24 protein-coding genes and 1 tRNA gene are annotated in these 24,930 nt (G+C 71.1%); 19 read left to right on the top strand and 6 right to left on the bottom strand.

Going from position 1 to position 24,930, the window contains the following annotated elements; genetic code table 11:
* Positions 1–59: 59 nt before the first annotated feature.
* Both CP976_RS08620 and CP976_RS08615 read left to right on the top strand, forming a co-directional pair.
* Complete coding sequence (locus CP976_RS08620) at positions 60–506, top strand: SRPBCC family protein (RefSeq protein ID WP_150479810.1); 447 nt, start codon at positions 60–62, stop codon at positions 504–506.
* 39 nt (positions 507–545) lie between these two features.
* Positions 546–617: transfer RNA gene (locus CP976_RS08615), tRNA-Val, on the top strand.
* 70 nt (positions 618–687) lie between these two features.
* Here the strand turns inward: CP976_RS08615 and CP976_RS08610 are convergent.
* Positions 688–1,416, bottom strand: coding sequence for a 3'-5' exonuclease (locus tag CP976_RS08610; protein WP_150479809.1), 729 nt, complete (start codon positions 1,414–1,416; stop codon positions 688–690).
* 169 nt (positions 1,417–1,585) lie between these two features.
* Here CP976_RS08610 and CP976_RS08605 point away from each other — a divergent pair, with 169 nt between their 5' ends.
* The 4 genes from CP976_RS08605 (at position 1,586) to CP976_RS08590 (ending at position 6,101) form a co-directional block, all read left to right on the top strand.
* Positions 1,586–2,152, top strand: a complete 567-nt coding sequence (locus CP976_RS08605) for a DUF4365 domain-containing protein (protein ID WP_059420406.1) — start codon at positions 1,586–1,588, stop codon at positions 2,150–2,152.
* Positions 2,149–3,384 (top strand): hypothetical protein, encoded by a 1,236-nt coding sequence (locus tag CP976_RS08600; RefSeq protein ID WP_150479808.1) that lies wholly within the window; start codon positions 2,149–2,151, stop codon positions 3,382–3,384. Before CP976_RS08605 ends, CP976_RS08600 begins: the two co-directional genes overlap by 4 nt.
* Before the next feature lie 92 nt (positions 3,385–3,476).
* On the top strand, positions 3,477–5,453 hold the full coding sequence (gene thrS / locus CP976_RS08595; RefSeq protein WP_150479807.1) for a threonine--tRNA ligase: 1,977 nt from the start codon (positions 3,477–3,479) through the stop codon (positions 5,451–5,453).
* Positions 5,454–5,543: 90 nt separating this feature from the next.
* Positions 5,544–6,101 carry an HIT family protein gene (locus tag CP976_RS08590; protein ID WP_086841012.1) on the top strand — a complete coding sequence of 186 codons (558 nt, stop codon included), beginning with the start codon at positions 5,544–5,546 and terminating at the stop codon, positions 6,099–6,101.
* 137 nt (positions 6,102–6,238) lie between these two features.
* Here the strand turns inward: CP976_RS08590 and CP976_RS08585 are convergent, their stop codons facing one another.
* From CP976_RS08585 to CP976_RS08575, 3 genes are read right to left on the bottom strand one after another with little or no spacing between them, the layout of a single operon-like run.
* Complete coding sequence (locus CP976_RS08585) at positions 6,239–7,219, bottom strand: aldo/keto reductase (protein WP_150479806.1); 981 nt, start codon at positions 7,217–7,219, stop codon at positions 6,239–6,241.
* A 47-nt stretch (positions 7,220–7,266) separates the two neighbouring features.
* Complete coding sequence (locus CP976_RS08580; RefSeq protein ID WP_150479805.1) at positions 7,267–7,749, bottom strand: nitroreductase family deazaflavin-dependent oxidoreductase; 483 nt, start codon at positions 7,747–7,749, stop codon at positions 7,267–7,269.
* Between the two features lie 10 nt (positions 7,750–7,759).
* Entirely contained in the window at positions 7,760–8,605 is an 846-nt protein-coding gene (locus CP976_RS08575; protein WP_150479804.1) for an SDR family oxidoreductase, read from the bottom strand.
* Between the two features lie 245 nt (positions 8,606–8,850).
* Between CP976_RS08575 and CP976_RS08570 the strand changes: the two genes are divergently transcribed.
* Positions 8,851–9,792, top strand: a complete 942-nt coding sequence (locus tag CP976_RS08570) for a helix-turn-helix transcriptional regulator (RefSeq protein WP_150479803.1) — start codon at positions 8,851–8,853, stop codon at positions 9,790–9,792.
* Here CP976_RS08570 and CP976_RS08565 read toward each other — a convergent pair.
* Both CP976_RS08565 and CP976_RS08560 read right to left on the bottom strand, forming a co-directional pair.
* The gene (locus tag CP976_RS08565; protein ID WP_150479802.1) at positions 9,789–11,456 is read right to left on the bottom strand and encodes a hypothetical protein; all 1,668 of its coding nucleotides are present in this window, start codon (positions 11,454–11,456) and stop codon (positions 9,789–9,791) included. The genes CP976_RS08570 and CP976_RS08565 overlap by 4 nt on opposite strands.
* A 172-nt stretch (positions 11,457–11,628) precedes the next feature.
* Complete coding sequence (locus tag CP976_RS08560; protein ID WP_150479801.1) at positions 11,629–13,827, bottom strand: elongation factor G-like protein EF-G2; 2,199 nt, start codon at positions 13,825–13,827, stop codon at positions 11,629–11,631.
* Positions 13,828–14,042: 215 nt separating this feature from the next.
* On the opposite strand from CP976_RS08560, the gene pgsA reads away from it, so the two are divergent.
* The 12 genes from pgsA to secD all read left to right on the top strand — a co-directional run bounded on the left by pgsA (position 14,043) and on the right by secD (position 24,929).
* Positions 14,043–14,807, top strand: a complete 765-nt coding sequence (pgsA, locus tag CP976_RS08555; protein ID WP_229876621.1) for a phosphatidylinositol phosphate synthase — start codon at positions 14,043–14,045, stop codon at positions 14,805–14,807.
* Positions 14,804–15,712 (top strand): phosphatidylinositol mannoside acyltransferase, encoded by a 909-nt coding sequence (locus CP976_RS08550; protein WP_150479800.1) that lies wholly within the window; start codon positions 14,804–14,806, stop codon positions 15,710–15,712. Before pgsA ends, CP976_RS08550 begins: the two co-directional genes overlap by 4 nt.
* The gene (locus CP976_RS08545) at positions 15,709–16,872 is read left to right on the top strand and encodes a glycosyltransferase family 4 protein (protein ID WP_150479799.1); all 1,164 of its coding nucleotides are present in this window, start codon (positions 15,709–15,711) and stop codon (positions 16,870–16,872) included. Before CP976_RS08550 ends, CP976_RS08545 begins: the two co-directional genes overlap by 4 nt.
* A gap of 126 nt (positions 16,873–16,998) precedes the next feature.
* Complete coding sequence (locus tag CP976_RS08540) at positions 16,999–17,541, top strand: LemA family protein (protein ID WP_150479798.1); 543 nt, start codon at positions 16,999–17,001, stop codon at positions 17,539–17,541.
* Between the two features lie 133 nt (positions 17,542–17,674).
* Positions 17,675–18,586, top strand: coding sequence for a pyridoxal 5'-phosphate synthase lyase subunit PdxS (gene pdxS, locus CP976_RS08535; protein WP_020270015.1), 912 nt, complete (start codon positions 17,675–17,677; stop codon positions 18,584–18,586).
* A gap of 5 nt (positions 18,587–18,591) precedes the next feature.
* Positions 18,592–19,200 (top strand): pyridoxal 5'-phosphate synthase glutaminase subunit PdxT, encoded by a 609-nt coding sequence (pdxT, locus tag CP976_RS08530; protein ID WP_150479797.1) that lies wholly within the window; start codon positions 18,592–18,594, stop codon positions 19,198–19,200.
* 48 nt (positions 19,201–19,248) lie between these two features.
* Positions 19,249–20,001 carry a YebC/PmpR family DNA-binding transcriptional regulator gene (locus CP976_RS08525; protein WP_150479796.1) on the top strand — a complete coding sequence of 251 codons (753 nt, stop codon included), beginning with the start codon at positions 19,249–19,251 and terminating at the stop codon, positions 19,999–20,001.
* Between the two features lie 114 nt (positions 20,002–20,115).
* A complete protein-coding gene (ruvC, locus tag CP976_RS08520) occupies positions 20,116–20,646 on the top strand; it encodes a crossover junction endodeoxyribonuclease RuvC (RefSeq protein WP_150479795.1) in 531 nt (176 codons plus the stop codon).
* Positions 20,643–21,248, top strand: a complete 606-nt coding sequence (gene ruvA, locus CP976_RS08515; protein WP_150479794.1) for a Holliday junction branch migration protein RuvA — start codon at positions 20,643–20,645, stop codon at positions 21,246–21,248. Before ruvC ends, ruvA begins: the two co-directional genes overlap by 4 nt.
* A gap of 28 nt (positions 21,249–21,276) precedes the next feature.
* Positions 21,277–22,347: a Holliday junction branch migration DNA helicase RuvB gene (gene ruvB / locus CP976_RS08510; RefSeq protein WP_150479793.1), complete on the top strand. Its 1,071-nt coding sequence runs from the start codon at positions 21,277–21,279 to the stop codon at positions 22,345–22,347.
* 185 nt (positions 22,348–22,532) lie between these two features.
* Positions 22,533–23,030 carry a preprotein translocase subunit YajC gene (gene yajC, locus CP976_RS08505; RefSeq protein ID WP_150479792.1) on the top strand — a complete coding sequence of 166 codons (498 nt, stop codon included), beginning with the start codon at positions 22,533–22,535 and terminating at the stop codon, positions 23,028–23,030.
* 132 nt (positions 23,031–23,162) lie between these two features.
* Complete coding sequence (secD, locus tag CP976_RS08500) at positions 23,163–24,929, top strand: protein translocase subunit SecD (protein WP_150479791.1); 1,767 nt, start codon at positions 23,163–23,165, stop codon at positions 24,927–24,929.
* Position 24,930: the final 1 nt, after the last annotated feature.

The following is a 24,930-nucleotide window of genomic DNA, read 5'->3' as shown; positions in this document are numbered from 1 at the left end:
GGGTACTCAGGTGCGTACTCAGTCAGTCAGTCCGCACCGCATCTGGGCAGACTGCGGTCATGGACTGGAACCACTACCGTTTCCGCACGCTGTGGACCCTGCCCGCGCCGCCCGCCCCCGTGTACGAGGCGCTGGAGCGCGCCGAGGACTACCCCCGGTGGTGGCGCCAGGTGCGGGAGGTGACCCGGCTCGACGACACCACGGGGGTGGTCCGGATCCGCTCCGTCCTGCCGTACGACATGACCTTCACGGCGCGGGAGGTGCGACGTGAACCCGCGGCCGGTGTGCTGGAGATCGCCCTGTCCGGTGACATGGAGGGCTGGGCACGCTGGACGGTCACCCCGGACGGGACCGGGACTCGCGTGCGGTACGACCAGGTCGTCGACGTCCGCAAGCCGCTGCTGCGGCGGCTCGCCGTGCCGTGCCGGCCCGCCTTCCGGGCCAATCACCGGCTGATGATGCGCACGGGAGCGCGCGGACTGGCCAGGCACCTCCGAACGGTTTGAAGGAAGCGTGCCGGGACCTGTATTGTTCAGTGCGTTCCCGGGCGATTAGCTCAGTGGGAGAGCGCTTCGTTCACACCGAAGAGGTCACTGGTTCGAACCCAGTATCGCCCACCGGAAACAGCCGGTCCGTCGCAGACGGACCGGTTTTTTCATGCCCTGTGCAGGCGTCCTGCCCAGGTGCTCAGGCCGCCGCCGGCAGATCCGGACGCAGCGGCCAGGCCGGGTCGACCGCCTCGTCCACGCCAGTGCGCGCGAACCACGCCTGGAGCCCCCGGGCCTGCGCCGCGTGCCACACCGCCTGGAGCGTGTGCAGCTCACCGGGGCCGAGGCGCTCCAGCCGCGACGCGAAACGGCGGCCCACCGCCCGGGTGACCTCCAGCGCCGCCACGGCGTCGGCCGCCGCGTCGTGCGCGCCCTCCAGGGTGACGCCGTAGTGCGCGCACAGGTCGGTCAGGGTGCGGCGGCCCTTGCGGTAACGGTCCAGGTGCTTGTCCAGAACCCTCGGGTCGAGCACGTACAGCGGCGTCGACTCGAACCAGCGGCCCAGGGCCGAGGCGCGGTGCCGTCGCAACTCCCGGTCGAACAGGGTCAGATCGAACGGCGCGTTCATCACGACGACCGGGCGGCCGACGTGCGCCTGCTCGGCGAGCGCCTGCGCTATCTCGAACATCACCGGCGCCGGCCACCGGCCGTTGCGCTGGAGGTGTTCCTCCGTCAGCCCGTGCACCGCCGTCGCCTCGGCGGGCACCGGCACGCCCGGGTTCACCAGCCAGCGGCTGACCCGCGGCCGGACGCCCGGGGCGTCCTGGACGACGACGGCGGCCGACACGATGCGGTCGGTCTCGACGTCCACGCCCGTCGTCTCCGTGTCGAAGGCGGCCAGCGGCCCTTCATACCAGCACGTCGTCATAGCCACACAACCCCTCGTTCACCTTCGGCAGTTGACGCACCGTCCACTGCCCGATCCGGTGATACCCGGGCTGTTTGCGCCGTACGCCGGAAGGAGACAACAGGAGTACGGGTCCGCGCAGTTCAGCGGCCCGCAGCGGGGAATCACTTGTTCTGGAAGGCTGTTGGCCATGGCCATAGCGCAGCCCGAACGGGGCGGGCTGCTGCCCGAGCGCACGGCTCCCTCTCGCGGCACTCTCGCCACCACCGCCTGCATGGAGACACTCCAGGTCGGCTATCTGCACGCCGTCGCGGCGGCCGCCGGCTGCTCGCTCTCCCAGCCGTTCCCCGACAACGGCATCGACTGGCACGTCAGCCACAGCGCCCCCGGGCACACCGTCGACGACGAGGTCACCATCAAGGTGCAGCTCAAGGCCACCTACCAGGTGCCGCCCAACCCCCCGGGCCGCACCTTCGCCTTCACCCTCGACAACGACCACCTGGCGAAGCTCGCCCGCACACCGGTGTCCGTGCACAAGATCCTGGTGGTCATGCTGGTGCCGCGCGCCCAGGACGACTGGCTGCGCGCCGGCCACGACCGGCTCGACCTCAGGCACTGCTGCTACTGGACCAACCTCGCCGGCCAGCCGATCACCGGCCGCCGCCGCACCACCGTGCGGATACCGACTTCACGCATCTTCGACGACCGGGCGCTGTGCGAGATCATGACGCGGGTCGGGACGGGAGGGAAACCGTGACGCACCGCCCGACCGAGGAGCCGCTGAGGCCCGTGCGGCCCCACCCCGCCGACACCCCCTGGAGCGGCGCTCCGCCCGAGCCCGCGGACGTCGACCCGGCCGTGCTCGGCGCCCTGCTCCGGCGGCACGGCTGGCAGCGGCGCGGCGGCGCCCCGGGACGCTACGGCCGCTGGACCCCGCCCGGCCCCGGCGGCAGTGGCACCAGTCTCCTCGTGCCCGAGAACCGCGCCTTCCCCGACAGCGACGATCTGCTCGCCGAGGCCCTGCTCGCCCTGTCCCGCAGCGGCTCGCCCTCCGCCCGGGAGGTGCTCGTCTCCCTCGCCGTCCCCAGCGACGAGATCCGCTGGTGGCACGACGTGCCCGCCGGGCCCGCCGGTGCGGCGCCCTGGACCGTCGAGGACCGGCTGCGCACCGCCGCCCGCCGGATGCTGCTCGCGGCGGCCCTGGCCACGCGCGCGCGGGCCGGCTACCACGGCGCCCGCCACCGGCGCTCCGCCGCCGCGGCCCTGGACAGCGTCCTCGTCGGCTCCGCGACGGACGGCCGGCTCACCGCCTTCGTGCCCGTCGCCGGTGGCCGACCCCTGGCCGTACGCCTCCACCAGGCCCTGTACGCCACCCGTGAGGCCGTCGACTACCAGCGCGCCACCGGCGGCATGGACGCCTTCGACGCCGCGGTCGAGGCGGGGGTGAGCCACGAGCTCACCGAGGCCCTCGTCTCCCTGGTCCGGGGCACGGAGGGCGCCCGGATCGCCGTCGAGTGGGCCCCGGCCGCAGGTGTGCCCGAGGGGTGCGCGCCCTCCACCGAGCCCGTCGAGTTCTCACCCGGCGACCTGCCCGTGCTGCGCGAGGCGGGCGCCCGCTACCTGCGCGCGGAACCCTCCGTACCGGTGCGGATCACGGGAGCGGTGGTACGGATGCGGCGGCCGGGGCCGCGCGGTGAGGGCACGGTACGGCTGCGGGTGCTGGCCGGGGCCGACGTACCCCACGTCCGGATCACCCTCGACGAGGAGGCCTACCGGATCGCCGGGCACGCCCACCTCGTCGGACTGCCGGTGCGGGTCCAGGGGCGGCTGGAGAGCCGAGGTGGCTTCCGGCGTCTCACCGGCGCCCACGGCGTCGTACCGGTGCAGGTCGACGACGCCGAGCGGGACCGCCTGATGAAGGCGCTCCAGGAGAACGCCGGGATGGCGGCCTTCTTCGAGGAGGCCTGTGGAGGGGACTGCGGGGACTGATTTCGCGGTGGGCGGTCCGGGGTCGGTACGATCCATACTCGTGCGCGCGCTCCGGTATGGCGCCGCGACCCACCTTCAGTCAGGAGAGACCGGTGTCAGACGTCCGTGTGATCATCCAACGCGATTCCGAGCGGGAAGAACGCGTGGTGACGACGGGCACTACGGCCGCCGAGCTCTTCGCCGGCGAGCGCTCGATCATCGCCGCACGCGTGGGCGGCGAGCTCAGGGACCTGTCGTACGCCCTGTCCGAGGGCGACGAGGTCGAGGGCGTCGAGATCTCCTCCGAGGACGGCCTGAACATCCTGCGCCACTCCACCGCGCACGTCATGGCACAGGCCGTGCAGGAGCTCTTCCCCGAGGCCAAGCTCGGCATCGGCCCGCCCGTCAAGGACGGCTTCTACTACGACTTCGACGTCGAGAAGCCGTTCACGCCCGAGGATCTCAAGGCCATCGAGAAGAAGATGCAGGAGATCCAGAAGCGGGGGCAGAAGTTCGCCCGCCGCGTGGTCACCGACGAGGCCGCCCGCGAGGAACTGGCCGACGAGCCCTACAAGCTGGAGCTGATCGGCCTCAAGGGCTCCGCCTCCAGCGACGACGGCGCGGACGTCGAGGTCGGCGCCGGCGAGCTGACGATCTACGACAACCTGGACGCCAAGACCGGCGACCTGTGCTGGAAGGATCTCTGCCGAGGCCCCCACCTGCCGTCGACCCGTGCCATCCCGGCGTTCAAGCTGATGCGCAACGCGGCCGCCTACTGGCGCGGCAGCGAGAAGAACCCCATGCTCCAGCGCATCTACGGCACCGCCTGGCCGACCAAGGACGAGCTGAAGGCTCACCTGGAGTTCCTCGCCGAGGCCGAGAAGCGCGACCACCGCAAGCTCGGCAGCGAGCTCGACCTGTTCTCCATCCCGGAGCAGATCGGATCCGGCCTCGCCGTCTTCCACCCCAAGGGCGGCATCATCCGCCGGGTCATGGAGGACTACTCGCGCAAGCGGCACGAGGAGGCGGGCTACGAGTTCGTCTACACCCCGCACGCGACGAAGGGCAAGCTCTTCGAGACCTCGGGCCACCTGGACTGGTACGCCGACGGCATGTACCCGCCCATGCAGCTCGACGAGGGCGTGGACTACTACCTCAAGCCCATGAACTGCCCGATGCACAACCTGATCTTCGACGCGCGCGGTCGCTCCTACCGTGAACTGCCGCTGCGCCTGTTCGAGTTCGGGACCGTGTACCGGTACGAGAAGTCGGGCGTCGTGCACGGCCTGACCCGCGCCCGTGGCTTCACCCAGGACGACGCGCACATCTACTGCACCCGCGAGCAGATGTCGGAGGAGCTCGACAAGCTGCTCACCTTCGTGCTGGAGCTGCTGCGTGACTACGGCCTGACCGACTTCTACCTGGAGCTGTCCACCAAGGACCCGGAGAAGTTCGTCGGCTCGGACGAGGCCTGGGAGGAGGCCACGGAGACTCTGCGCCAGGTCGCCGAGAAGCAGGGTCTGCCCCTCGTTCCCGACCCGGGCGGCGCCGCCTTCTACGGCCCGAAGATCTCCGTGCAGACCAAGGACGCCATCGGCCGCACCTGGCAGATGTCGACCATCCAGCTCGACTTCAACCTGCCCGAGCGCTTCGACCTGGAGTACACGGCCGCGGACGGCTCCAAGACCCGCCCGGTCATGATCCACCGCGCGCTGTTCGGCTCGATCGAGCGCTTCTTCGCGGTGCTCCTGGAGCACTACGCGGGTGCCTTCCCGGCGTGGCTGGCCCCGGTCCAGGCGGTCGGCATCCCGATCGGCGACGCGCACGTCGAGTACCTGGAGAAGTTCGCGGCGGCGGCCAAGAAGCAGGGCCTGCGCGTCGAGGTCGACTCCTCCTCGGACCGGATGCAGAAGAAGATCCGCAACGCCCAGAAGCAGAAGGTGCCCTTCATGGTCATCGCGGGCGACGAGGACATGTCCCACGGGTCCGTGTCCTTCCGCTACCGCGACGGTTCCCAGGAGAACGGCATCCCGTTCGACGAGGCCATCGCGAAGATCGTGAAGGTCGTCGAGGAGCGGGCGCAGGTCTGACCGCACGGCGTCACCGCGGCCTGACCGAACCGCGTACAGGGCCCCCGGGAGATCCCGGGGGCCTTTGCCGTACCCCCAGCTCCACGCCATATGCTGCACTGCATGACGAGTGAGCCGGAGCAGCAGCTGGGAGTGGGGACGCAGGACGCGTTCCAGCGTCTGTGGACGCCCCATCGGATGGCCTACATCCAGGGTGAGAACAAGCCGAGCGGCCCGGGCGCCGGCGACGGCTGCCCCTTCTGCTCCATCCCGGCCAAGTCCGACGAGGACGGGCTGGTCGTCAGGCGCGGCGAGCAGGTCTACGCGGTGCTCAACCTGTATCCGTACAACGGCGGGCACCTGATGACCGTGCCCTACCGGCACGTCGCCGACTACACCGACCTCACGGCGGGGGAGACCGCCGAGCTCGGCGAGCTCACCAAGCAGGCGATGACGGCCCTGCGCACGGCCTCCGGTGCCCACGGCTTCAACATCGGCATGAACCAGGGCTCGGTCGCCGGCGCGGGCATCGCGGCGCATCTGCACCAGCACATCGTGCCGAGGTGGGGTGGCGACACCAACTTCATGCCGGTGGTGGGGCATACGCGGGTGCTGCCGCAGTTGCTGGCGGACACCCGGAAGATGCTGGCGGAGGCCTGGCCGGTCTGAGCTGCCGGCTGCTGGGGCGCTGCGCCTGCGCTGGGGCGGTGGTGGCGTGCTGCGCCCTCGTATGACCGCCGGCGGCCAGGAGGGCCGCGGCGACCGCGGCCCGGTCCTGCCGATGCGCCGCGGTCGGTGGTCAAGGGTCAGCGGTCGATGGTGGCCATGTTCGCCTCGTCGTGGCGCTCGCCCGCGGCCGGCGTGAGGTTGTTCAGACGGTCGAGCTGTGCGGCGCTGAGTTCGATGGCGTCGGCGGCGGTGTTCTCTTCGACACGTGAGACCCGCCGGGTTCCGGGGATGGGGGCGATGTCGTCGCCGCGGGTCAGCAGCCAGGCCAGCGCGGTCTGGGCCGGGGTGGCTCCGATCTCGGCGCCGATGGCCCGCACCTCGTCGACGATGCGCAGGTTGCGCTGGAAGTTCTCGCCGGTGAACCGCGGGTTGGTCTTGCGCCAGTCGTCGTCGGTGAAGTCGTCGACCGTGCGGATCTGCCCGGTCAGCAGGCCGTGGCCGAGCGGCGAGTAGGGAACGAACCCGATACCGAGCTCGCGCAGCAGCGGGAGGATCTCGGCCTCGACGTCGCGGGTCCACAGCGAGTACTCGGTCTGCAGCGCGGCCACCGGATGCACGGCGTGGGCCCGGCGGATCGTCTCGGGCCCGGCCTCCGACAGTCCGATGTGGCGGACCTTGCCCTCGGCGACCAGCTCGGCCAGCGCGCCGACGGTCTCCTCGATGGGCGTGTTCGGGTCGACGCGGTGCTGGTAGTACAGGTCGATGTGGTCCGTGCCGAGCCGCTTGAGCGAGCCTTCGACCGCTGTCTTCACGTTGGCGGGGCTGCTGTCGATGACGCCGGGGCCGTCGCCGGCGTGGGAGACGAGACCGAACTTCGTCGCCACGACGACCTCGTCGCGCCGGCCCTTGATGGCCTTGCCGACGAGTTCCTCGCTGTGGAAGGGGCCGTAGATCTCGGCGGTGTCGATATGGGTGACCCCGAGGTCCAGGGCCCGGTGGATGGTGCGGATGGACTCGGCGTCATCGAGTCCTCCGCCCGTGGTGTAGACGCCTGCCATGGTCATGGCTCCCAGGCCGATGCGCGAGACATCGAGCCCGCCCAGTGATACGTGCTTCATGAGGTACTCCTTGTCGTGACGGCCGTCAGGCCCTGGTGCCGGCCGTGTCAGTGGCCGTGAGCGGCGGGCTCCAGAACGAGGACCGGTATCTCGCGGTCCGTCTTCTTCTGGTACTCGGCGTAGTCCGGGAACGCCTCGACGGCTCGGGCCCACCAGAGGGCCTTCTCGTCCCCGGTCACCTCGCGGGCCAGCATGTCCTGCCGTACCGGGCCGTCCTGAAGCTCGACTCGGGGGTCGGCCACCGCGTTGTGGTACCAGAAGGGGTGGTGGGGGGCTCCCGCCATGGAGGCGACCACGGCATACGAGCCGTCGTGCTCCACCCGCATGACCGGGGTCTTGCGGATCTTGCCGGTCTTGGCGCCCAGGGTGGTCAGGATGACGACGGGCAGGTCCCGTAGCCTCTCGTCTTCCTCGCGTGCGACCAGGACGCTCAGCGTCGTTCCTCGGGTGCCGCCGGAACTCTCGTACAGCTCCACCTGGTCACGCACGAACTGTGCCTTGCTCGGCTCGTACTCGCCTGTGAGCGGCATGTCGTCCCTCTCAGGCGTGGGTGTCGTCGTAGGCGAGGCTGCCGCCCAGTTCGCGGGAGGCTTCGGCCTGGGCGAGGAGTTCCTTCGCCTTGGCCTCGACGGCCTCGATGGCGTCCGCTCCGGCGACGAAGCGGTGCGGGGGCTTGTCCTGCCGGGCGATGGTGAGCAGGGCGCGGGCGAGCTTGGCGGGGTCGCCGGGCTGCCGGCCGTTCATGCTCTTCATGCCCTCGATCCTCGGGGCGGTCCGCGGGGCGTAGTCGTCGATGGAGAGCTCGGGCCAGGTGGTGGAGCCGTCCACGAGGAGTTCGGTCCGGAAGTAGCCGGGCTCCACGGTGGTGGTGTGGATGTTGTACGGCTCGACGTCGTGGCGCAGGGACTCCATCCAGCCCTCTTCCGCGAACTTGGAGGCCGCGTAGGCGGAGGTGAACTCCATGCCGACCAGGCCCGCGGTCGAGGTGATGGTGATGACGTGGCCGGCGCGCTGCCGGCGCATGATCGGCAGGACCGCGCGGGTCACGTTCATCGGGCCGAAGAGGTTGGTCTCGAACTGCCGGCGCATCTGCGCGGGCGAGATCTCCTCGAAGTAGCCGGTGAAGAGGTTCCCGGCGTTGTTGACCAGGACGTCGAGGCGGCCGAAGCGGTCGACGGCGGCCTGCGCTGCGGACTCGGCGTCCTCGGGGCGGGTGACGTCGAGTTTGGCGACCAGCAGGTTGTCCTGCGGCCCGCCCAGGGTCTTCTCGACCTCGTCGGGGCGGCGGCCGGTCGCGACGACCTGGTGGCCGGCGGCGAGGGCCTCGCGGGCGATGTCCGTGCCCAGACCGCGTCCGGCACCGGTGACGAGAATGACCTTGCTCATGGGGGTTCCTTTCGGGTGCCGTGGTCCGGCACCCGGTGTGTGCGGGAGTGACGGGTGCGGCGCCGACGGCGCCGCGGAGAAGGCCGGAGACCGGTGGCACAAGCGCCGCTCTCTCCGGCCGGTCACACCACTGGGGGCGGTGCACCACCAACGAAACCGGCTGTCACGGGAGCGTGGGAGTCCCTGAGGAGGGGGTCACTGAGAGGGACCCCCTGCCCGGCGCGGGCGCTCGTAGAGTGGAGCGCATGGCAGGCAGAAACGACCCCTACGGCACCAACCGCGATATCCGTGACGGTTTCCGCGCGGAGATCCGGGAGTTCCTCGGTACGCGACGGGCCAAGGTCACCCCCGAGCAGGCGGGACTGCCCACGTACGGGGGCGAGCGCCGACGCGTCACCGGGCTGCGCCGGGAGGAGGTCGCCCTGCTCGCGGGCATCTCCAGCGAGTACTACACCCGGCTGGAGCGCGGCAACGCCACCGGCGTCTCGGAGAGCGTCATCGAAGGCATCGCACAAGCGCTTCAGCTCGACGAGGCCGAACGAATCCACCTGCTTCGCCTCCTGCGCGGCGCCGGCACGACCCGCCCGCCACGCCGCCGCCCCGTCCAGCAGCGCGTGCGGCCAGCGGTGCAGCGAGTCCTCGACTCGATGACCGGCACACCCGCGTTCGTCCTCAGCGGACGCGGGGACATCCTGGCCGACAACCACCTCGGGCGCGCCCTGTTCTCTCCCGTCTACGCCGACCCGGTGCGGCCGCCCAACAACGCCCGGTTCGTCTTCCTCGACCCGAGCGCCACCGAGTTCTTCCGGGAATGGGACAAGGTCGCGGGTGACACCGTCGCCATGCTGCGCGCCGAGGCCGGCCGCGAGCTCTACGACCGCCGGCTGATGGACCTGATAGGCGAACTGTCCACCCGCAGCGAGGAGTTCCGCCACCGCTGGGCCGCGCACAACGTCCGCATCCACACCACGGGAGTGAAGCTCCTCCACCACCCGGTCGTCGGCGACCTCGACCTGCCCTTCGAGACCTTCCCGCTCGGGGACGGCTCCGGCCAGTTCCTCCTCACCTACACCGCCGAGCCCACCTCGCCCTCGCAGGATGCCCTGAATCTGCTGGCCAGTTGGGCCGCGGCCGACGACGACATCGAGCGGTCGGCGCCGGCCAGCGACTCCGAGCAGGACACCTAGGCGTCGTAGACATCCGCCTTCTTCGGCGAAGCCTCCTGCACCGCCCCGCTGAGCGCCGCCGACCTGGACCCGAACTTCTCCACGTCCACGCCGTTCTCCCGCAGCACCTTCAGCGCCGCCGCATGCACCACACGCAGTACCGGCGTAGCCGCCCGCAGCGCGTCGTCCGCCATGAACCGATGGCGCCACGGCTGGTCCGCCCAGGCGTGCCGCAGGCCGAACGGCTCCGGAAGCGTCAGGCTGCCGCCGAGCCAGTTCAGCAGCGGCGGATACCAGGTCAGCGGGGCGCGCGCGGCCAGCCGCACCACCTCGTCGGCGTCGATCAGCGGCAGCTTCACGGTGCGGGTCTCCCAGAACCGGAGCGCCTTCTGCACCGACTTCTCCTTGGCGGCGGGCTTCTCGTTGAACAGCGGGTTGACCGGTCCCAGGGCGTGGCCGGTGACCTCGATGCGCAGGGTGTCGTGCAGCACCGTCACCGTGATCAGCATCGTGATGACCAGGTGACCGTCCCAGAGGGTCCACTGCACGCCGAGATAGTGCCGGTCACCGCTGCCGAACTGCTGCTTGTTGCAGATGTCCTGTATGGCGTGCGTCCGGACCGTGTACGCGTCGACGTCCGCGCCGCTCGGCCGGGACACCTCCGTCGCCTTCTCGCCGATCGGCGTGACGATCCAGTGCGTGATGGACGGCTTGGTGAAGCCGCCGGTGTTGATGGACGTGCGCTCCAGCATGCCCAGGCCGCCCTGGATCGCCACGATGACGTCCCAGCTGCGGAAGGGGTGGAAGTCCTTGCCCGGCTCGGCGGACACCAGCTCCTCGGCCAGCTGCCAGCTGCCCCACCGGGTGCCCATGCCGAGTATGCCCTTGGGCCCGGCGTAGAAGACCGAGTTGGACCGCTGCTCGGCGCTCAGGCGCGCCAGCTCCTTGCGGACCTGCTCGGCCGCGTCGCCGGGATTGCCCGGAACCGCCTCGGGGATCTTGGCGCCCACGCCGCCGCCCGACAGCATGCTCGACCAGCGCTCCCGCAGGTCGGAGGCTGTCTGCTCGCAGACATGCTTGGCCCAGAACCAGCCGACGACCGGCATGATGATCGCCGCGCGCGCGTACCAGCCCCAGAAGCCCGTGAACGGCATGCGGATCAGGAACAGCACCGCGAGCGCGCCCACCGCGACCAGCAGGGTCGTGGCGAGGGCGCCGGCGCGCTTGTCCTCGCGCTTGGCCATGGTCGTACGCAGCGTGAACACCAGCAGCCACACGAAAAAGCCCGGCAGGAAGAGCACTCCGCAGATCACCGTGATCGCCGAGAGCCGGTTGTCGCGGTCGCGGCGGATGCGGTGGGCCGCCAGACAGTGCTCCACGACGACCTGGGGCTCGATGCCGAAGGACTGGATGACCGGCTTGCGCCCGGCGCCGAGCATGCGGTCGACGACGGCACGGGAGAAGGCCTCGCCGAAGTTGGGGCGGAAGATCTTCGCCCAGGAGCGCGGTGGGGTCACCTTCGACTGGTGCCACTCGTTGTCCGCCTTGAGGATCTTGCTGACCTCGTCGTCCCGGTACGCCGCCGCGGCCAGCGCGTAGGTCGCCGCCGTCTGGCCAGCCGAACCCGCCAGAGGCACCTGGGCCCCCGGGCTGAAGTCGAATCCGTCCGTCACTGCCGCCCCCATCGCTGCCGCTTCCGCATCAAGCGGCCTTCCCGACTTCCGCGCCTCGCACACCTGTTGATCAGGTCATCAGCGTATCCGCAGGCACCGACATCCGTCGGCGGGCGGTCCCCGGAACCGCCCGCCTGTGCGGAGGGAGCCTTCACGAGGGCCACTTGGCCCCCTCGGGCCCCAATCAGGAGGCTTTGCGCTCCTCTTCACGGACCCGGTCCGCGACCTGCTGCGGCATCGGTTCGTGCCGTACGTACCGGCGGCTGAAGCGCGCCGTGCCGTGCGACATCGACCGCAGGTCGATCGCGTAGCGACCGATCTCGATCTCCGGCACCTCGGCCCGGATCAGGGTGCGCCCGCCGGGTGTCTGCTCGGTGCCGAGCACCCGGCCGCGCCGCCCCGACAGGTCGCTCATCACGGTGCCCACGAACTCGTCGCCGACCAGCACCGACACCTCGTCCACCGGCTCCAGCAGATGGATCCTCGCGTCGGTCGCGGCCTCCCGCAGCGCGAGCGCGCCGGCCGTCTGGAACGCGGCGTCGGAGGAGTCCACCGAGTGCGCCTTGCCGTCCAGGAGGGTCACGCGTACGTCGATGAGCGGGTACCCGGCGGCGACCCCCTTGGCGGCCTGGGCCCGTACACCCTTCTCCACCGACGGGATGAACTGCCGGGGCACCGCGCCGCCGACCACCTTGTCCACGAACTCGATGCCCGAGCCGCCCGGCAGCGGCTCCACCTCGATCTCGCAGATGGCGAACTGCCCGTGCCCACCCGACTGTTTGACGTGCCGGCCGCGCCCGGCCGACTTGGCCGCGAACGTCTCGCGCAGCGACACCTTGTGCGGTACGACGTCGACCTGGACGCCGTAGCGGCTGCGCAGCCGCTCCAGGGCGACGTCCGCGTGCGCCTCGCCCAGGCACCACAGGACCACCTGGTGGGTGTCCTGGTTCTGCTCGAGCCGCATCGTCGGGTCCTCGGCGACCAGCCGGGCCAGGCCCTGCGAGAGCTTGTCCTCGTCCGGCTTGCTGTGCGCCTGGATGGCCAGCGGCAGCAGCGGGTCCGGCATCTGCCACGGCTCCATGAGCAGCGGGTCGTCCTTGGCGGACAGGGTGTCCCCGGTCTCGGCGCGGCTCAGTTTCGCCACGCACGCCAGATCGCCCGCGATGACGTGCGACACCGGGCGTTGCTGTTTGCCGAACGGCGTGGACAGGGCGCCGATCCGCTCGTCCACGTCGTGGTCCTCGTGCCCGCGGTCGGCCAGGCCGTGCCCGGACACGTGGACCGTCTGGTCGGCGCGCAGGGTGCCGGAGAACACGCGGACCAGCGACAACCGGCCGACGTAAGGGTCGGAGGAGGTCTTCACGACCTCCGCGACCAGCGGCGCGTCCGGGTCGCACGGCTTGAGCTCGCGCGGCTTGCCGTCGATCGTCGTCACGCGCACCGTCTCGTGCTCCAGCGGCGTGGGGAAGCCCCGGGTGATCAGCTCCAGCAGCTCCACCGTGCCGAGCCCCTGCCGGGAGCCCCCGGCCGCGGGGGCGGCGGCCAGGACGGGGAAGAAGACCCCCCGTGCGACGGCCCGCTCCAGGTCCTCGATCAGCGTCTTGACGTCGACCGGCTCCCCGCCCAGGTAGCGGTCCATGAGGGTCTCGTCCTCGCTCTCCGAGATGATCCCCTCGATCAGCCGGTTGCGGGCCTCCTCGATCAGCGGCAGCTGGTCCTCACCCGGCTCCGACTCCTTGCGCTCGCCGGTCGAGTAGTCGAACAGCTTCTGCGACAGCAGCCCGATCAGGCCGGTCACGGGCGCGTGCCCGTCCGGCGCCTCGGGGCCGCGCAGCGGCAGGTAGAGCGGCAGGACCGCGTCGGGGTCGTCCGCGCCGAAGGCCTCCGCGCAGATCCGCGTCATCTCCTCGAAGTCGGCGCGCGCCGCCTCCAGGTGCGTGACGACGATGGCCCGTGGCATGCCCACGGCCGCGCACTCCTCCCACACCATGCGGGTCGAGCCGTCCACACCGTCCGAGGCCGAGACGACGAAGAGGGCCGCGTCCGCCGCTCGCAGACCGGCCCTGAGCTCACCGACGAAGTCGGCGTATCCGGGGGTGTCGAGGAGATTGACCTTGATGCCGTCCCACTCGACGGGCGCCAGGGAGAGCTGCACCGAGCGCTGTTGCCGGTGCTCGATCTCGTCGTAGTCGGAGACGGTGCCGCCGTCCTCCACACGGCCCGCCCGGTTCACTGCCCCCGCCGTGAGCGCGAGGGCTTCCACCAACGTGGTCTTGCCCGATCCGGAGTGGCCGACCAGCACCACATTCCGTACGGACTGGGGGTGGTCGGCCGCCTGTGCCCTGCCGGCGGCCCCAGGGTGTGTCTGTGCCTTGTCGCCCATGATCCTGCCTCCCGTGCACGGTGAGGTCACTGTGGGCGCGGACACGCGGGATCCGCGTGCGGTGCGGCTCCGGCGACGCCCGCGGTCATTCGACCTTCCCACTCCCGTCACGGTGCGTCCATACGAAGGACGTGATCGCGCCCCGCACCGCGCACCGGCGCGCCGTGACACGGCCCTCGGGTCCCGCCCGTCGACCGCACGCGCGCGTGGCTACGATGGGCCAGCCGGTGGCCAGCAGGGGCCAGACGGCGACACCGACCCTCGGGAAGGCCATGCTGAACAAGTACGCGCGTGCATTCTTCACGCGTGTTCTCACACCGTTCGCCGCGTTTCTGATCCGCCGGGGCGTCAGCCCCGACACCGTCACGCTCATCGGCACCGCCGGTGTGGTCGCGGGCGCGCTGGTCTTCTACCCCATGGGCGAGTTCTTCTGGGGCACGGTCGTGATCACGCTGTTCGTGTTCTCCGACCTGGTCGACGGCAACATGGCCCGGCAGCTCGGCCGCTCCAGCCGCTGGGGTGCCTTCCTGGACTCCACGCTGGACCGGGTCGCCGACGGGGCGATCTTCGGCGGCTTCATCCTCTGGTACGCCGGCGGGGGAGACGACCTCGTCCTGTGCGCCGTCTCGATCTTCTGCCTGGCGAGCGGCCAGGTGGTGTCGTACACCAAGGCCCGGGGCGAGTCGATCGGCCTGCCGGTCGCCGTCAACGGGCTGGTCGAGCGGGCCGAGCGGCTGGTGATCTCCCTGGTCGCGGCCGGTCTCGCGGGCCTGCACGCCTTCGGTGTCCCGGGCATCCAGTACCTGCTGCCGGTCGCCCTGTGGATCGTCGCCGTGGGCAGCCTCGTCACGCTCATCCAGCGGGTCGTCACGGTCCGCCGCGAGTCCGCGGAGGCCGAGGCCGCGACCGACGCCTCCGAGCGGGACGACAATGAGGGCGAGCAGGAGAACGCCTCTCACGGGAGCGAGGCATCCACGTGAGCGCACAGGACCGGCTGACGGACGCGCTGTACGGCCTCGGCTGGAGCACGGTCAGGAAGCTCCCCGAGCCGGTCGCCGTACGGCTCGGGCACACCATCGCCGACCTCGCCTGGAAGCAGCGCGGCAAGGGCGTACAGCGGCTGGAGAGCAACTACGCGCGCGTGGTGCCCGGCGCGGGCCCCGAGCGCCTCGCCGAGCTCTCGCGCGCGGGCATGCGGTCGTACCTGCGCTACTGGATGGAGTCCTTCCGTCTCCCCGCCTGGAGCGAGGAGCGGATCAAGGGCGGCTTCGAAGCCAAGGACCTGCACTACCTGACCGAGGGCCTGGCCGCCGGCAAGGGCGTCATACTCGCCCTGCCCCACCTGGCCAACTGGGACCTCGCCGGCGCCTGGGTCACCACGAAGCTCGGCATCCCGTTCACGACGGTCGCCGAGCGCCTGAAGCCGGAGACCCTGTACGACCGGTTCGTCGCCTACCGCGAGGGTCTCGGCATGGAGGTCCTGCCGCACAGCGGCGGCACCGCCTTCGGCACCCTGGCCCGGCGGCTGCGCGACGGCGGTCTGGTCTGCCTGGTCGCCGACCGCGACCTGTCCGCCTCCGGCGTCGAGGTCGACTTCTTCGGAGACACGGCCCGGATGCCGGCCGGACCGGCCCTGCTCGCCCAGCAGACGGGCGCCCTGCTGCTCCCGGTCACCCTCTGGTACGACGACTCGCCCGTGATGCGGGGCCGCCTCCACCCGCCCGTCGAGGTGCCCGGGTCAGGCACGCGCGCCGAGAAGACGTCTGTCATGACACAGGCGCTGGCCGACGCCTTCGCCACGGGGATCGCCGACCACCCGGAGGACTGGCACATGCTGCAGCGCTTGTGGCTCGCGGACCTCGACCCTGCGAAGGGGACCTCGTGAGGATCGGCATCGTCTGCCCGTACTCCTGGGACGTACCGGGCGGCGTCCAGTTCCACATCCGGGACCTGGCCGAGTACTTCCTCCGCCTCGGCCACCAGGTGTCCGTCCTCGCCCCGGCCGACGACGACACCCCGCTCCCGCCGTACGTCGTCTCGGCGGGGCGCGCGGTGCCGGTGCCGTACAACGGCTCGGTGGCCCGGCTCAACTTCGGTTTCCTGAGCGCCGCCCGGGTGCGCCGCTGGCTGCACGACGGCGCGTTCGACGTGATCCACATCCACGAGCCGACCTCGCCTTCGCTGGGCCTGCTGACCTGCTGGGCGGCCCAGGGACCGATCGTCGCCACGTTCCACACGTCCAACCCGCGCTCCCGCGCGATGATCGCCGCGTACGCGATCCTCCAGGCCGCCCTGGAGAAGATCAGCGCGCGGATCGCGGTGAGCGAGTACGCCCGCCGCACGCTGGTGGAGCACCTCGGCGGGGACGCGGTGGTGATCCCGAACGGCGTCGACGTCGACTTCTTCGCCACGGCCGAGCCCAAGGCCGAGTGGCAGGGGGACACGATCGGCTTCATAGGGCGCATCGACGAGCCCCGCAAGGGCCTGCCGGTGCTGATGAAGGCGCTGCCGAAGATCCTCGCCGCCCGTCCGCAGACCCGGCTGCTGGTCGCCGGGCGCGGTGACGAGGAGGAGGCGGTGGAGTCACTGCCCGCCGAGCTGCGCTCCCGCGTCGAGTTCCTCGGCATGGTCAGCGACGAGGACAAGGCCCGCTTCCTGCGCAGCGTCGACCTGTACGTCGCGCCCAACACCGGCGGCGAGAGCTTCGGGATCATCCTGGTCGAGGCCATGTCCGCCGGAGCCCCCGTCCTCGCCGCCGACCTGGACGCCTTCGCCCAGGTCCTGGACCGGGGCGAGGCCGGCGAACTGTTCCCCAACGAGGACGCCGACGCCCTGGCCGACGCGGCCGTACGCCTGCTGGACGACCCGGACCGGCGCGCGGAACTGCGCGAGCGGGGCAGCGCCCATGTGCGGCGCTTCGACTGGTCGACCGTCGGCGCGGACATCCTGTCCGTCTACGAGACGGTGACGGCGGGCGCGGCGGCGGTCGCGGAGGACGAGCGGGTGACCGGGTTGTGGGCCAGGCTGGGGTTCGCCCGGGACTGACACCGGGCGGCAGGCCGTTCCAGGCCATGCCGAAGGGCGGCCCGGCCGGCGTGCGCCGGTGCGGAGCCGACCGCCGGGCGGGCGGGGTGAACCCTCGGCCCGGCCGGGCCGCTAGCCTTGCCGCCCGTGACCACCACTTTCATCTGGATCGCCGTGGCCCTGGTCGCGGTCGGGCTCTATCTGAGCTGGACCGCCGGCCGTCTCGACCGTCTCCACGCCCGTATCGACGCCGCCCGGGCCGCCCTGGACGCGCAGTTGCTGCGCCGGGCCTCGGTCGCGCAGGAACTGGCGACGGCGGGGGTCCTGGATCCGGCCGCCTCGATCGTGCTCTACGAGGCCGCGCACGCCGCCCGTCAGGCGGTGGAGGAGCAGCGGGAGGTCGCCGAGAGCGAGCTGAGCCAGGCCTTGCGGGCCGTCTTCGGGGAGATCCAGCAGGTGGAGGCGGTGCGGGAGGCGCCCGGAGGCGAGGAGGCCGCCGAGGAGCTCGCACAGGCGGTGCGGCGCGTCCCGATGGCCCGCCGCTTCCACAACGACGCCGTACGCGCCGCCCGTGCCCTGCGCCGGCACCGCAAGGTCCGCTGGTTCCGCCTGGCGGGCCACGCCCCGTTCCCCATGGCCTTCGAAATGGACGACGAGCCTCCGGCGGCCCTGGCGGACCGGGCCGCCTGAGCCCGTTCACGCGCCGTTCCCCGGCCGTCCGCCGGAAAAGGATCCACAGCGTTCCCATTGGCCCTTGCAGTGGCCTGGTCCCCTCGCGTTTCCTCAGTGCTGCTGGATTCCCCTTTCCGTAGCGAGGTCACCCGTGTCCACCACGTCCCCCAACTCCCAGGCCCCCGAGACCGGCACCGCCCGTGTGAAGCGCGGTATGGCCGAGCAGCTCAAGGGCGGCGTCATCATGGACGTCGTCACGCCGGAGCAGGCGAAGATCGCCGAGGACGCGGGCGCCGTCGCCGTCATGGCCCTGGAGCGGGTCCCGGCCGACATCCGCAAGGACGGAGGCGTGGCCCGCATGTCCGACCCGGACATGATCGAGGGCATCATCGACGCCGTCTCGATCCCGGTCATGGCCAAGTCCCGCATCGGCCACTTCGTCGAGGCCCAGGTGCTGCAGTCCCTCGGCGTCGACTACATCGACGAGTCCGAGGTCCTCACCCCGGCCGACGAGGTCAACCACTCCGACAAGTGGGCCTTCACCACGCCGTTCGTCTGTGGCGCCACCAACCTGGGCGAGGCCCTGCGCCGCATCGCCGAGGGCGCCGCGATGATCCGCTCCAAGGGCGAGGCCGGCACCGGCAACGTCGTCGAGGCGGTCCGCCACCTGCGCCAGATCAAGAACGAGATCGCCAAGCTGCGCGGCTTCGACAACAACGAGCTGTACGCCGCCGCCAAGGAGCTGCGCGCCCCCTACGAGCTCGTCAAGGAGGTCTCCGAGCTCGGCAAGCTGCCGGTCGTGCTGTTCTCCGCCGGCGGTGTCGCCACCCCGGCCGACGCGGCCCTGATGCGCCAGCTCGGCGCCGAGGGCGTCTTCGTCGGCTCCGGCATCTTCAAGTCCGGCGACCCGGCCAAGCGCGCCGCCGCCATCGTGAAGGCCACCACCTTCTACGACGACCCGAAGATCATCGCCGACGCGTCCCGCAACCTCGGCGAGGCCATGGTCGGCATCAACTGCGACACGCTGCCCGAGACCGAGCGCTACGCCAACCGCGGCTGGTAACACCCATGAGTGAAGCACCTGTGATCGGCGTCCTGGCCCTCCAGGGCGACGTACGCGAGCACCTCGTCGCCCTGGCCGCGGCCGATGCCGTGGCCAGGCCGGTGCGGCGCCCCGAAGAGCTCGCCGAGGTGGACGGCCTCGTCATCCCCGGCGGCGAGTCCACCACCATCTCCAAGCTGGCCGTCCTGTTCGGGGTGATGGACCCGCTCCGCGCGCGTGTGCGGGACGGCATGCCCGTCTACGGCACCTGCGCCGGCATGATCATGCTCGCCGACAAGATCCTCGACCCGCGCTCGGGCCAGGAGACCGTCGGCGGCATCGACATGATCGTGCGCCGCAACGCCTTCGGCCGGCAGAACGAGTCCTTCGAGGCCGCCGTCGACGTCAGGGGCGTCGAGGGCGACCCGGTGGAGGGCGTCTTCATCCGCGCCCCCTGGGTCGAGTCCGTCGGCGCCCGGGCCGAGGTGCTCGCCGAGCACGACGGCCACATCGTCGCGGTCCGTCAGGACAACGCTCTGGCCACGTCCTTCCACCCGGAACTGACCGGCGACCACCGCGTGCACGCCCTGTTCGTCGACATGGTGCGCGCCAACCGGACGGCCGAGTCCTTGTAGGATTCCTGCGTTCGTTGCTGAGATGGGTTACGCGAAGGAGACAGGCAGATGTCCGGCCACTCTAAATGGGCCACGACGAAGCACAAGAAGGCCGTCATCGATGCCAAGCGCGGCAAGCTCTTCGCGAAGCTGATCAAGAACATCGAGGTCGCGGCGCGGATGGGCGGCGCTGACATCGATGGCAACCCGACGCTCTACGACGCCATCCAGAAGGCCAAGAAGTCGTCGGTCCCCAACAAGAACATCGACTCCGCGGTCAAGCGCGGCGCGGGCCTGGAGGCCGGCGGCGCCGACTACGAGACGATCATGTACGAGGGCTACGGCCCGAACGGTGTCGCGGTGCTCATCGAGTGCCTCACCGACAACCGCAACCGCGCCGCCTCCGAGGTCCGCGTCGCCATGACCCGCAACGGCGGCTCCATGGCCGACCCGGGCTCGGTGTCGTACCTGTTCAACCGCAAGGGCGTCGTGATCGTCCCCAAGGGCGAGCTGACCGAGGACGACGTGCTGGGCGCCGTGCTCGACGCGGGCGCCGAGGAGGTCAACGACCTCGGCGAGACCTTCGAGGTCATCAGCGAGGCCACCGACCTGGTCGCGGTCCGCACCGCCCTCCAGGACGCGGGCATCGACTACGACTCCGCCGACGCCAACTTCGTCCCGACCATGCAGGTCGAGCTGGACGAGGAGGGCGCCAAGAAGATCTTCAAGCTGATCGACGCGCTCGAGGACAGCGACGACGTGCAGAACGTCTTCGCCAACTTCGACGTCAGCGACGAGGTCATGGAGAAGGTCGGCGCGTAACTCCGCCGCGAGCTCCGCAGGACCAACGGGCCGACGGGACACACCCCGTCGGCCCGTCGCGTTGTCGGTGGCACCCGATAGCCTGCACAAACAGGTGAGCGAGAGGGAGGGCGCGTGCGCGTACTGGGGGTGGACCCGGGACTGACCCGGTGTGGTGTGGGCGTGGTCGAGGGCGTCGCCGGACGGCCGCTCACCATGATCGGTGTCGGCGTCGTCCGGACCCCCGCCGACGCGGACCTCGGCCACCGCCTGGTCGCCATCGAGCGGGGCATCGAGCAGTGGCTGGACGAGCACCGGCCGGAATTCGTCGCCGTGGAGCGCGTCTTCAGCCAGCACAACGTCCGTACGGTGATGGGCACCGCCCAGGCCAGCGCCGTCGCCATGCTCTGTGCCGCCCGCCGCGGCATCCCCGTCGCCCTGCACACCCCGAGCGAGGTCAAGGCCGCCGTCACCGGCAGCGGCCGGGCCGACAAGGCCCAGGTGGGCGCGATGGTGACCCGCCTGCTGCGGCTCGGCGCACCGCCCAAACCCGCCGACGCGGCCGACGCCCTCGCCCTCGCCATCTGCCACATCTGGCGCGCCCCCGCGCACAACCGACTCCAGCAGGCCGTCGCCCTGCACACATCGAAAGGCCGTACGGCATGATCGCCTTCGTCAGCGGCACGGTCGCCGCGCTCGCCCCCGACGCCGCGGTCGTCGAGGTCGGCGGCGTCGGCATGGCCGTCCAGTGCACGCCGAACACGCTGTCCACGCTCCGCATGGGCCAGTCCGCCAAGCTGCACACGTCCCTGGTCGTGCGCGAGGACTCGCTCACCCTGTACGGCTTCGCGGACGACGACGAGCGGCAGGTCTTCGAGCTGCTCCAGACGGCCAGCGGTGTCGGTCCCCGGCTGGCCCAGGCCATGCTCGCCGTGCACAGCCCGGACGCCCTGCGCCGGGCCGTCTCCACCGCCGACGAGAAAGCCCTCACGGCCGTCCCCGGCATCGGCAAGAAGGGCGCCCAGAAGCTGCTCCTGGAGCTGAAGGACCGGCTCGGCGGGCCGGTCGGCGCACCCGCGGTCGGCGCGCCGGTCAGCAGCGGCTGGCGCGACCAGCTGCACGCGGCCCTGATCGGCCTCGGGTACGCGACCCGGGAGGCCGACGAGGCGGTGACCGCCGTGGCTCCGCAGGCCGAGGCCGCCGAGGGCACGCCCCAGGTGGGCCAGCTGCTGAAGGCGGCCCTGCAGAGCCTGAACCGCGCCCGATAGCCCGTACCGAGATTCCGAGGCACACTCCATGAACTGGGACGACACGACCGACGCCGATGCCGCCGAGCGGCTGGTGGACTCCGTCGCCGACCGTGAGGACCAGGCCGTCGAGGCCGCCCTGCGCCCCAAGGACCTGGGCGAGTTCATCGGCCAGGAGAAGGTCCGCGAGCAGCTCGACCTCGTCCTGCGCGCCGCACGCGCGCGGGGCGCCACCGCCGACCACGTACTGCTCTCCGGCGCCCCCGGCCTCGGCAAGACCACCCTGTCGATGATCATCGCGGCCGAGATGGGCGCACCCATCCGCATCACGTCGGGCCCCGCCATCCAGCACGCCGGCGACCTGGCCGCGATCCTCTCCTCCCTCCAGGAGGGCGAGGTCCTCTTCCTCGACGAGATCCACCGCATGTCCCGGCCCGCCGAGGAGATGCTGTACATGGCGATGGAGGACTTCCGCGTCGACGTCATCGTCGGCAAGGGCCCGGGCGCCACCGCCATCCCGCTGGAGCTGCCCCCCTTCACCCTGGTCGGCGCCACCACGCGCGCGGGCCTGCTGCCGCCCCCGCTGCGCGACCGCTTCGGCTTCACCGCCCACATGGAGTTCTACGAACCGGCCGAACTGGAGCGGGTCATCCACCGCTCCGCGAACCTCCTCGAAGTCGAGATCGAACCGGACGGCGCCGCCGAGATCGCCGGCCGTTCCCGCGGCACGCCCCGCATCGCCAACCGCCTCTTGCGCCGCGTCCGGGACTACGCGCAGGTCAAGGCCGACGGGCTGATCACCAGGGACATCGCCGAGGCCGCCCTCGCCGTCTACGAGGTGGACGCTCGCGGCCTCGACCGCCTCGACCGTGGCGTACTGGAGGCCTTGCTCAAGCTGTTCGGCGGCGGCCCCGTCGGCCTGTCCACGCTCGCGGTCGCGGTGGGGGAGGAGCGTGAGACCGTGGAAGAGGTCGCCGAGCCCTTCCTGGTCCGGGAGGGACTCCTGGCCCGCACTCCGCGCGGCCGGGTCGCCACCCCCGCCGCATGGGCGCATCTCGGCCTCACCCCGCCCCGCTCCCAGACCGCCGGAAACGGACAACAGGACCTGTTCGGGGCGTGACGGCGCCGTTACGGCTCCGGGACGGCGAGGCCAGTGGCCGGAGCAGGAACCCCGGTGCCATGCTGAGCGTTGTTCCATGCGCGCGGACTCGCTTAGACTCCGCCGATGCCGCCTTTGTCGGCGGCGTACACACCCCCAACCATCTGGCCGCTCACAGCGCGGTCGTGTGAAGGAAGTACCGACCCGTGAGTCTCCTGACCCTCCTCCCGTTCATCGTGCTCATCGGGGCCATGTTCCTGATGACCCGGTCGGCCAAGAAGAAGCAGCAGCAGGCCGTGGAGATGCGGAACCAAATGCAGCCCGGCAGCGGTGTCCGCACCATCGGGGGCATGTACGCCACGGTCAAGGAGGTCAACGAGGACACCGTCCTCGTCGACGCCGGTCCGGGCGTCGAGCTCCTCTTCGCCAAGAACTCCATCGGCGCCGTCCTCACCGACGACGAGTACAACCGCATCGTCCACGGCGTCGAGCACGACCTGAAGTCCGACGCCGACATCGTCCCGGACGACGCCTCCTCCCTCACCGAGACCGGCGACTCCGCCGCCGACGCCACCGCTGACGACAAGGCCGTCGACCTCGGCAAGAAGGACGCGGCCGAGGAGCCGGCCGACGACGCCCCGGCCGGCGAGGCGAAGACGGACGAAGAGCCGAAGAAGACCGACGGCGACTCCGAGGCGAAGTAGTCGCGTCCCGGGGTGCACGGGCCCGGCCCGCGCATCCCGGGACACGACCGGCTCGCACGGAGTCCCGACACCATGTGATGGCCGCCCGTCCGCCGATCCGGAGCGAGGCGGCCCGAGAGGGAGTACGAGAAGGTGGCCACACCTAAAAAGGGCCGGAGCGCGAGCGCCCAGAGCAAGCCGGGGCGCTCGCTGGCCCTGATCCTGATCGCCATCGCGGCGCTCACCGGTGGGATGTTCGCCTCGGGGCACACCACCCCGCGTCTCGGCATCGACCTGGCCGGCGGCACGAGCATCACGCTCCGCGCAGTGCCCGAGGCCGGCAACGAGGCGGCGATCAACAAGACCAACATGGACACGGCCGTCTCCATCATGGAGCGCCGTGTCAACGGTCTGGGCGTCTCGGAGTCCGAGGTCCAGACGCAGGGTCGCGACAACATCGTCGTCAACATCCCCAAGGGCACGAACTCCGAGCAGGCCCGCAAGCAGGTCGGCACCACCGCGAAGCTCTACTTCCGCCCGGTCATCGCCACCGAGGTCTCCGGCGGCGGTGGCGCGGCGAGCCCCTCGCCGAGCCCCACGGGAAGCCCCTCGGACCAGCCGTCCGGCAAGGCCACCGACAAGCCCGAGGCCACCGACAAGGGCTCCGCCTCCCCGTCCGCCTCTCCGAGCACCCAGGGCCGCGCGGTCACGGACGCGCTGAAGGCCGACGCGACGCCGTCCGCGAGCGCCTCGGACAAGGGAAAGGCCAGCCCCTCCCCGTCCGCGACCGGCGGCACGGCCGGTGACGACGCGAGCAAGCTGCAGGAGCAGTACGCCAAGCTCGACTGCACCAACGAGAAGACCCGCTCCACCGTGGGCGACGGCGTCAAGGCCTCCGCCCCGACGCTGGCCTGCGGCCAGAACTCGCAGGGCCAGTGGCAGAAGTACATCCTCGGCCCCGCCGAGGTCGACGGCACGGACGTCGACAAGGCCCAGGCCGTCCTCAACACCCAGACCGGTGCGGGCTGGACGGTCACGATGGACTTCACGGACGGCGGCGCCAAGAAGTTCGCGGACGTCACCGGCAAGCTGGCGCAGAACCAGTCGCCGCAGAACCAGTTCGCGATCGTCCTCGACGGTGACGTCGTCTCCGACCCGTACGTGCGCCAGGCCCTGACCGGCGGCAACGCCGAGATCTCCGGCAACTTCACCCAGCAGTCCGCCCAGGACCTCTCCAACATGCTGTCGTACGGTGCGCTGCCGCTGACCTTCAAGGTCGACAGCATGACCACGGTGACCGCCGCGCTGGGCGGTGACCAGCTGAACGCCGGCCTGATCGCAGGCGCGATCGGTCTCGCGCTGGTCGTCATCTATCTGCTGGCCTACTACCGCGGCCTGTCGTTCATCGCGATCCTCTCGCTGCTGGTGTCCGCCGCGCTCACGTACACGCTCATGGCCCTGCTCGGCCCGACCATCGGCTTCGCGCTGAACCTGCCGGCCGTGTGCGGTGCCATCGTCGCGATCGGCATCACCGCGGACTCGTTCATCGTGTACTTCGAACGCGTCCGCGACGAGATCCGGGAGGGCCGCTCGCTGCGCCCCGCCGTCGAGCGGGCCTGGCCGCGTGCCCGGCGCACCATCCTGGTCTCCGACTTCGTGTCGTTCCTCGCCGCCGCGGTGCTCTTCATCGTCACCGTCGGCAAGGTCCAGGGCTTCGCGTTCACGCTCGGCCTGACCACCCTGCTCGACGTGGTCGTCGTGTTCCTCTTCACCAAGCCGCTGCTGACGCTGATGGCCCGCCGCCCGTTCTTCGCGAACGGCCACAAGTGGTCCGGCCTCGACCCGAAGAGCCTGGGGGCCCAGCCACCGCTGCGCCGCACCCGCCGTCCCGCCGTCCCCGTCGACCCCAAGGAGGCCTGAG

This window comes from Streptomyces coeruleorubidus (genome assembly GCF_008705135.1).
Lineage (GTDB): Bacteria > Actinomycetota > Actinomycetes > Streptomycetales > Streptomycetaceae > Streptomyces > Streptomyces coeruleofuscus.
The sequence above is the reverse complement of the archived record's forward strand: the minus strand, read 5'-3'. Positions and strand labels throughout refer to the sequence as shown.

Excerpts from the sequence above, each read along its gene's own strand:
- CP976_RS08620 (WP_150479810.1), top strand. The coding sequence starts at position 60 with ATGGACTGGAACCACTACCGTTTCCGCACGCTGTGGACCCTGCCCGCG.
- CP976_RS08610 (WP_150479809.1), bottom strand. The coding sequence starts at position 1,416 with ATGACGACGTGCTGGTATGAAGGGCCGCTGGCCGCCTTCGACACGGAG.
- CP976_RS08605 (WP_059420406.1), top strand. The coding sequence starts at position 1,586 with ATGGCCATAGCGCAGCCCGAACGGGGCGGGCTGCTGCCCGAGCGCACG.
- CP976_RS08590 (WP_086841012.1), top strand. The coding sequence starts at position 5,544 with ATGCTGCACTGCATGACGAGTGAGCCGGAGCAGCAGCTGGGAGTGGGG.
- CP976_RS08585 (WP_150479806.1), bottom strand. The coding sequence starts at position 7,219 with ATGAAGCACGTATCACTGGGCGGGCTCGATGTCTCGCGCATCGGCCTG.
- CP976_RS08580 (WP_150479805.1), bottom strand. The coding sequence starts at position 7,749 with ATGCCGCTCACAGGCGAGTACGAGCCGAGCAAGGCACAGTTCGTGCGT.
- CP976_RS08575 (WP_150479804.1), bottom strand. The coding sequence starts at position 8,605 with ATGAGCAAGGTCATTCTCGTCACCGGTGCCGGACGCGGTCTGGGCACG.
- CP976_RS08570 (WP_150479803.1), top strand. The coding sequence starts at position 8,851 with ATGGCAGGCAGAAACGACCCCTACGGCACCAACCGCGATATCCGTGAC.
- CP976_RS08565 (WP_150479802.1), bottom strand. The coding sequence starts at position 11,456 with ATGGGGGCGGCAGTGACGGACGGATTCGACTTCAGCCCGGGGGCCCAG.
- CP976_RS08560 (WP_150479801.1), bottom strand. The coding sequence starts at position 13,827 with ATGGGCGACAAGGCACAGACACACCCTGGGGCCGCCGGCAGGGCACAG.
- pgsA (WP_229876621.1), top strand. The coding sequence starts at position 14,043 with ATGGGCCAGCCGGTGGCCAGCAGGGGCCAGACGGCGACACCGACCCTC.
- pdxT (WP_150479797.1), top strand. The coding sequence starts at position 18,592 with ATGAGTGAAGCACCTGTGATCGGCGTCCTGGCCCTCCAGGGCGACGTA.
- CP976_RS08525 (WP_150479796.1), top strand. The coding sequence starts at position 19,249 with ATGTCCGGCCACTCTAAATGGGCCACGACGAAGCACAAGAAGGCCGTC.
- ruvA (WP_150479794.1), top strand. The coding sequence starts at position 20,643 with ATGATCGCCTTCGTCAGCGGCACGGTCGCCGCGCTCGCCCCCGACGCC.
- ruvB (WP_150479793.1), top strand. The coding sequence starts at position 21,277 with ATGAACTGGGACGACACGACCGACGCCGATGCCGCCGAGCGGCTGGTG.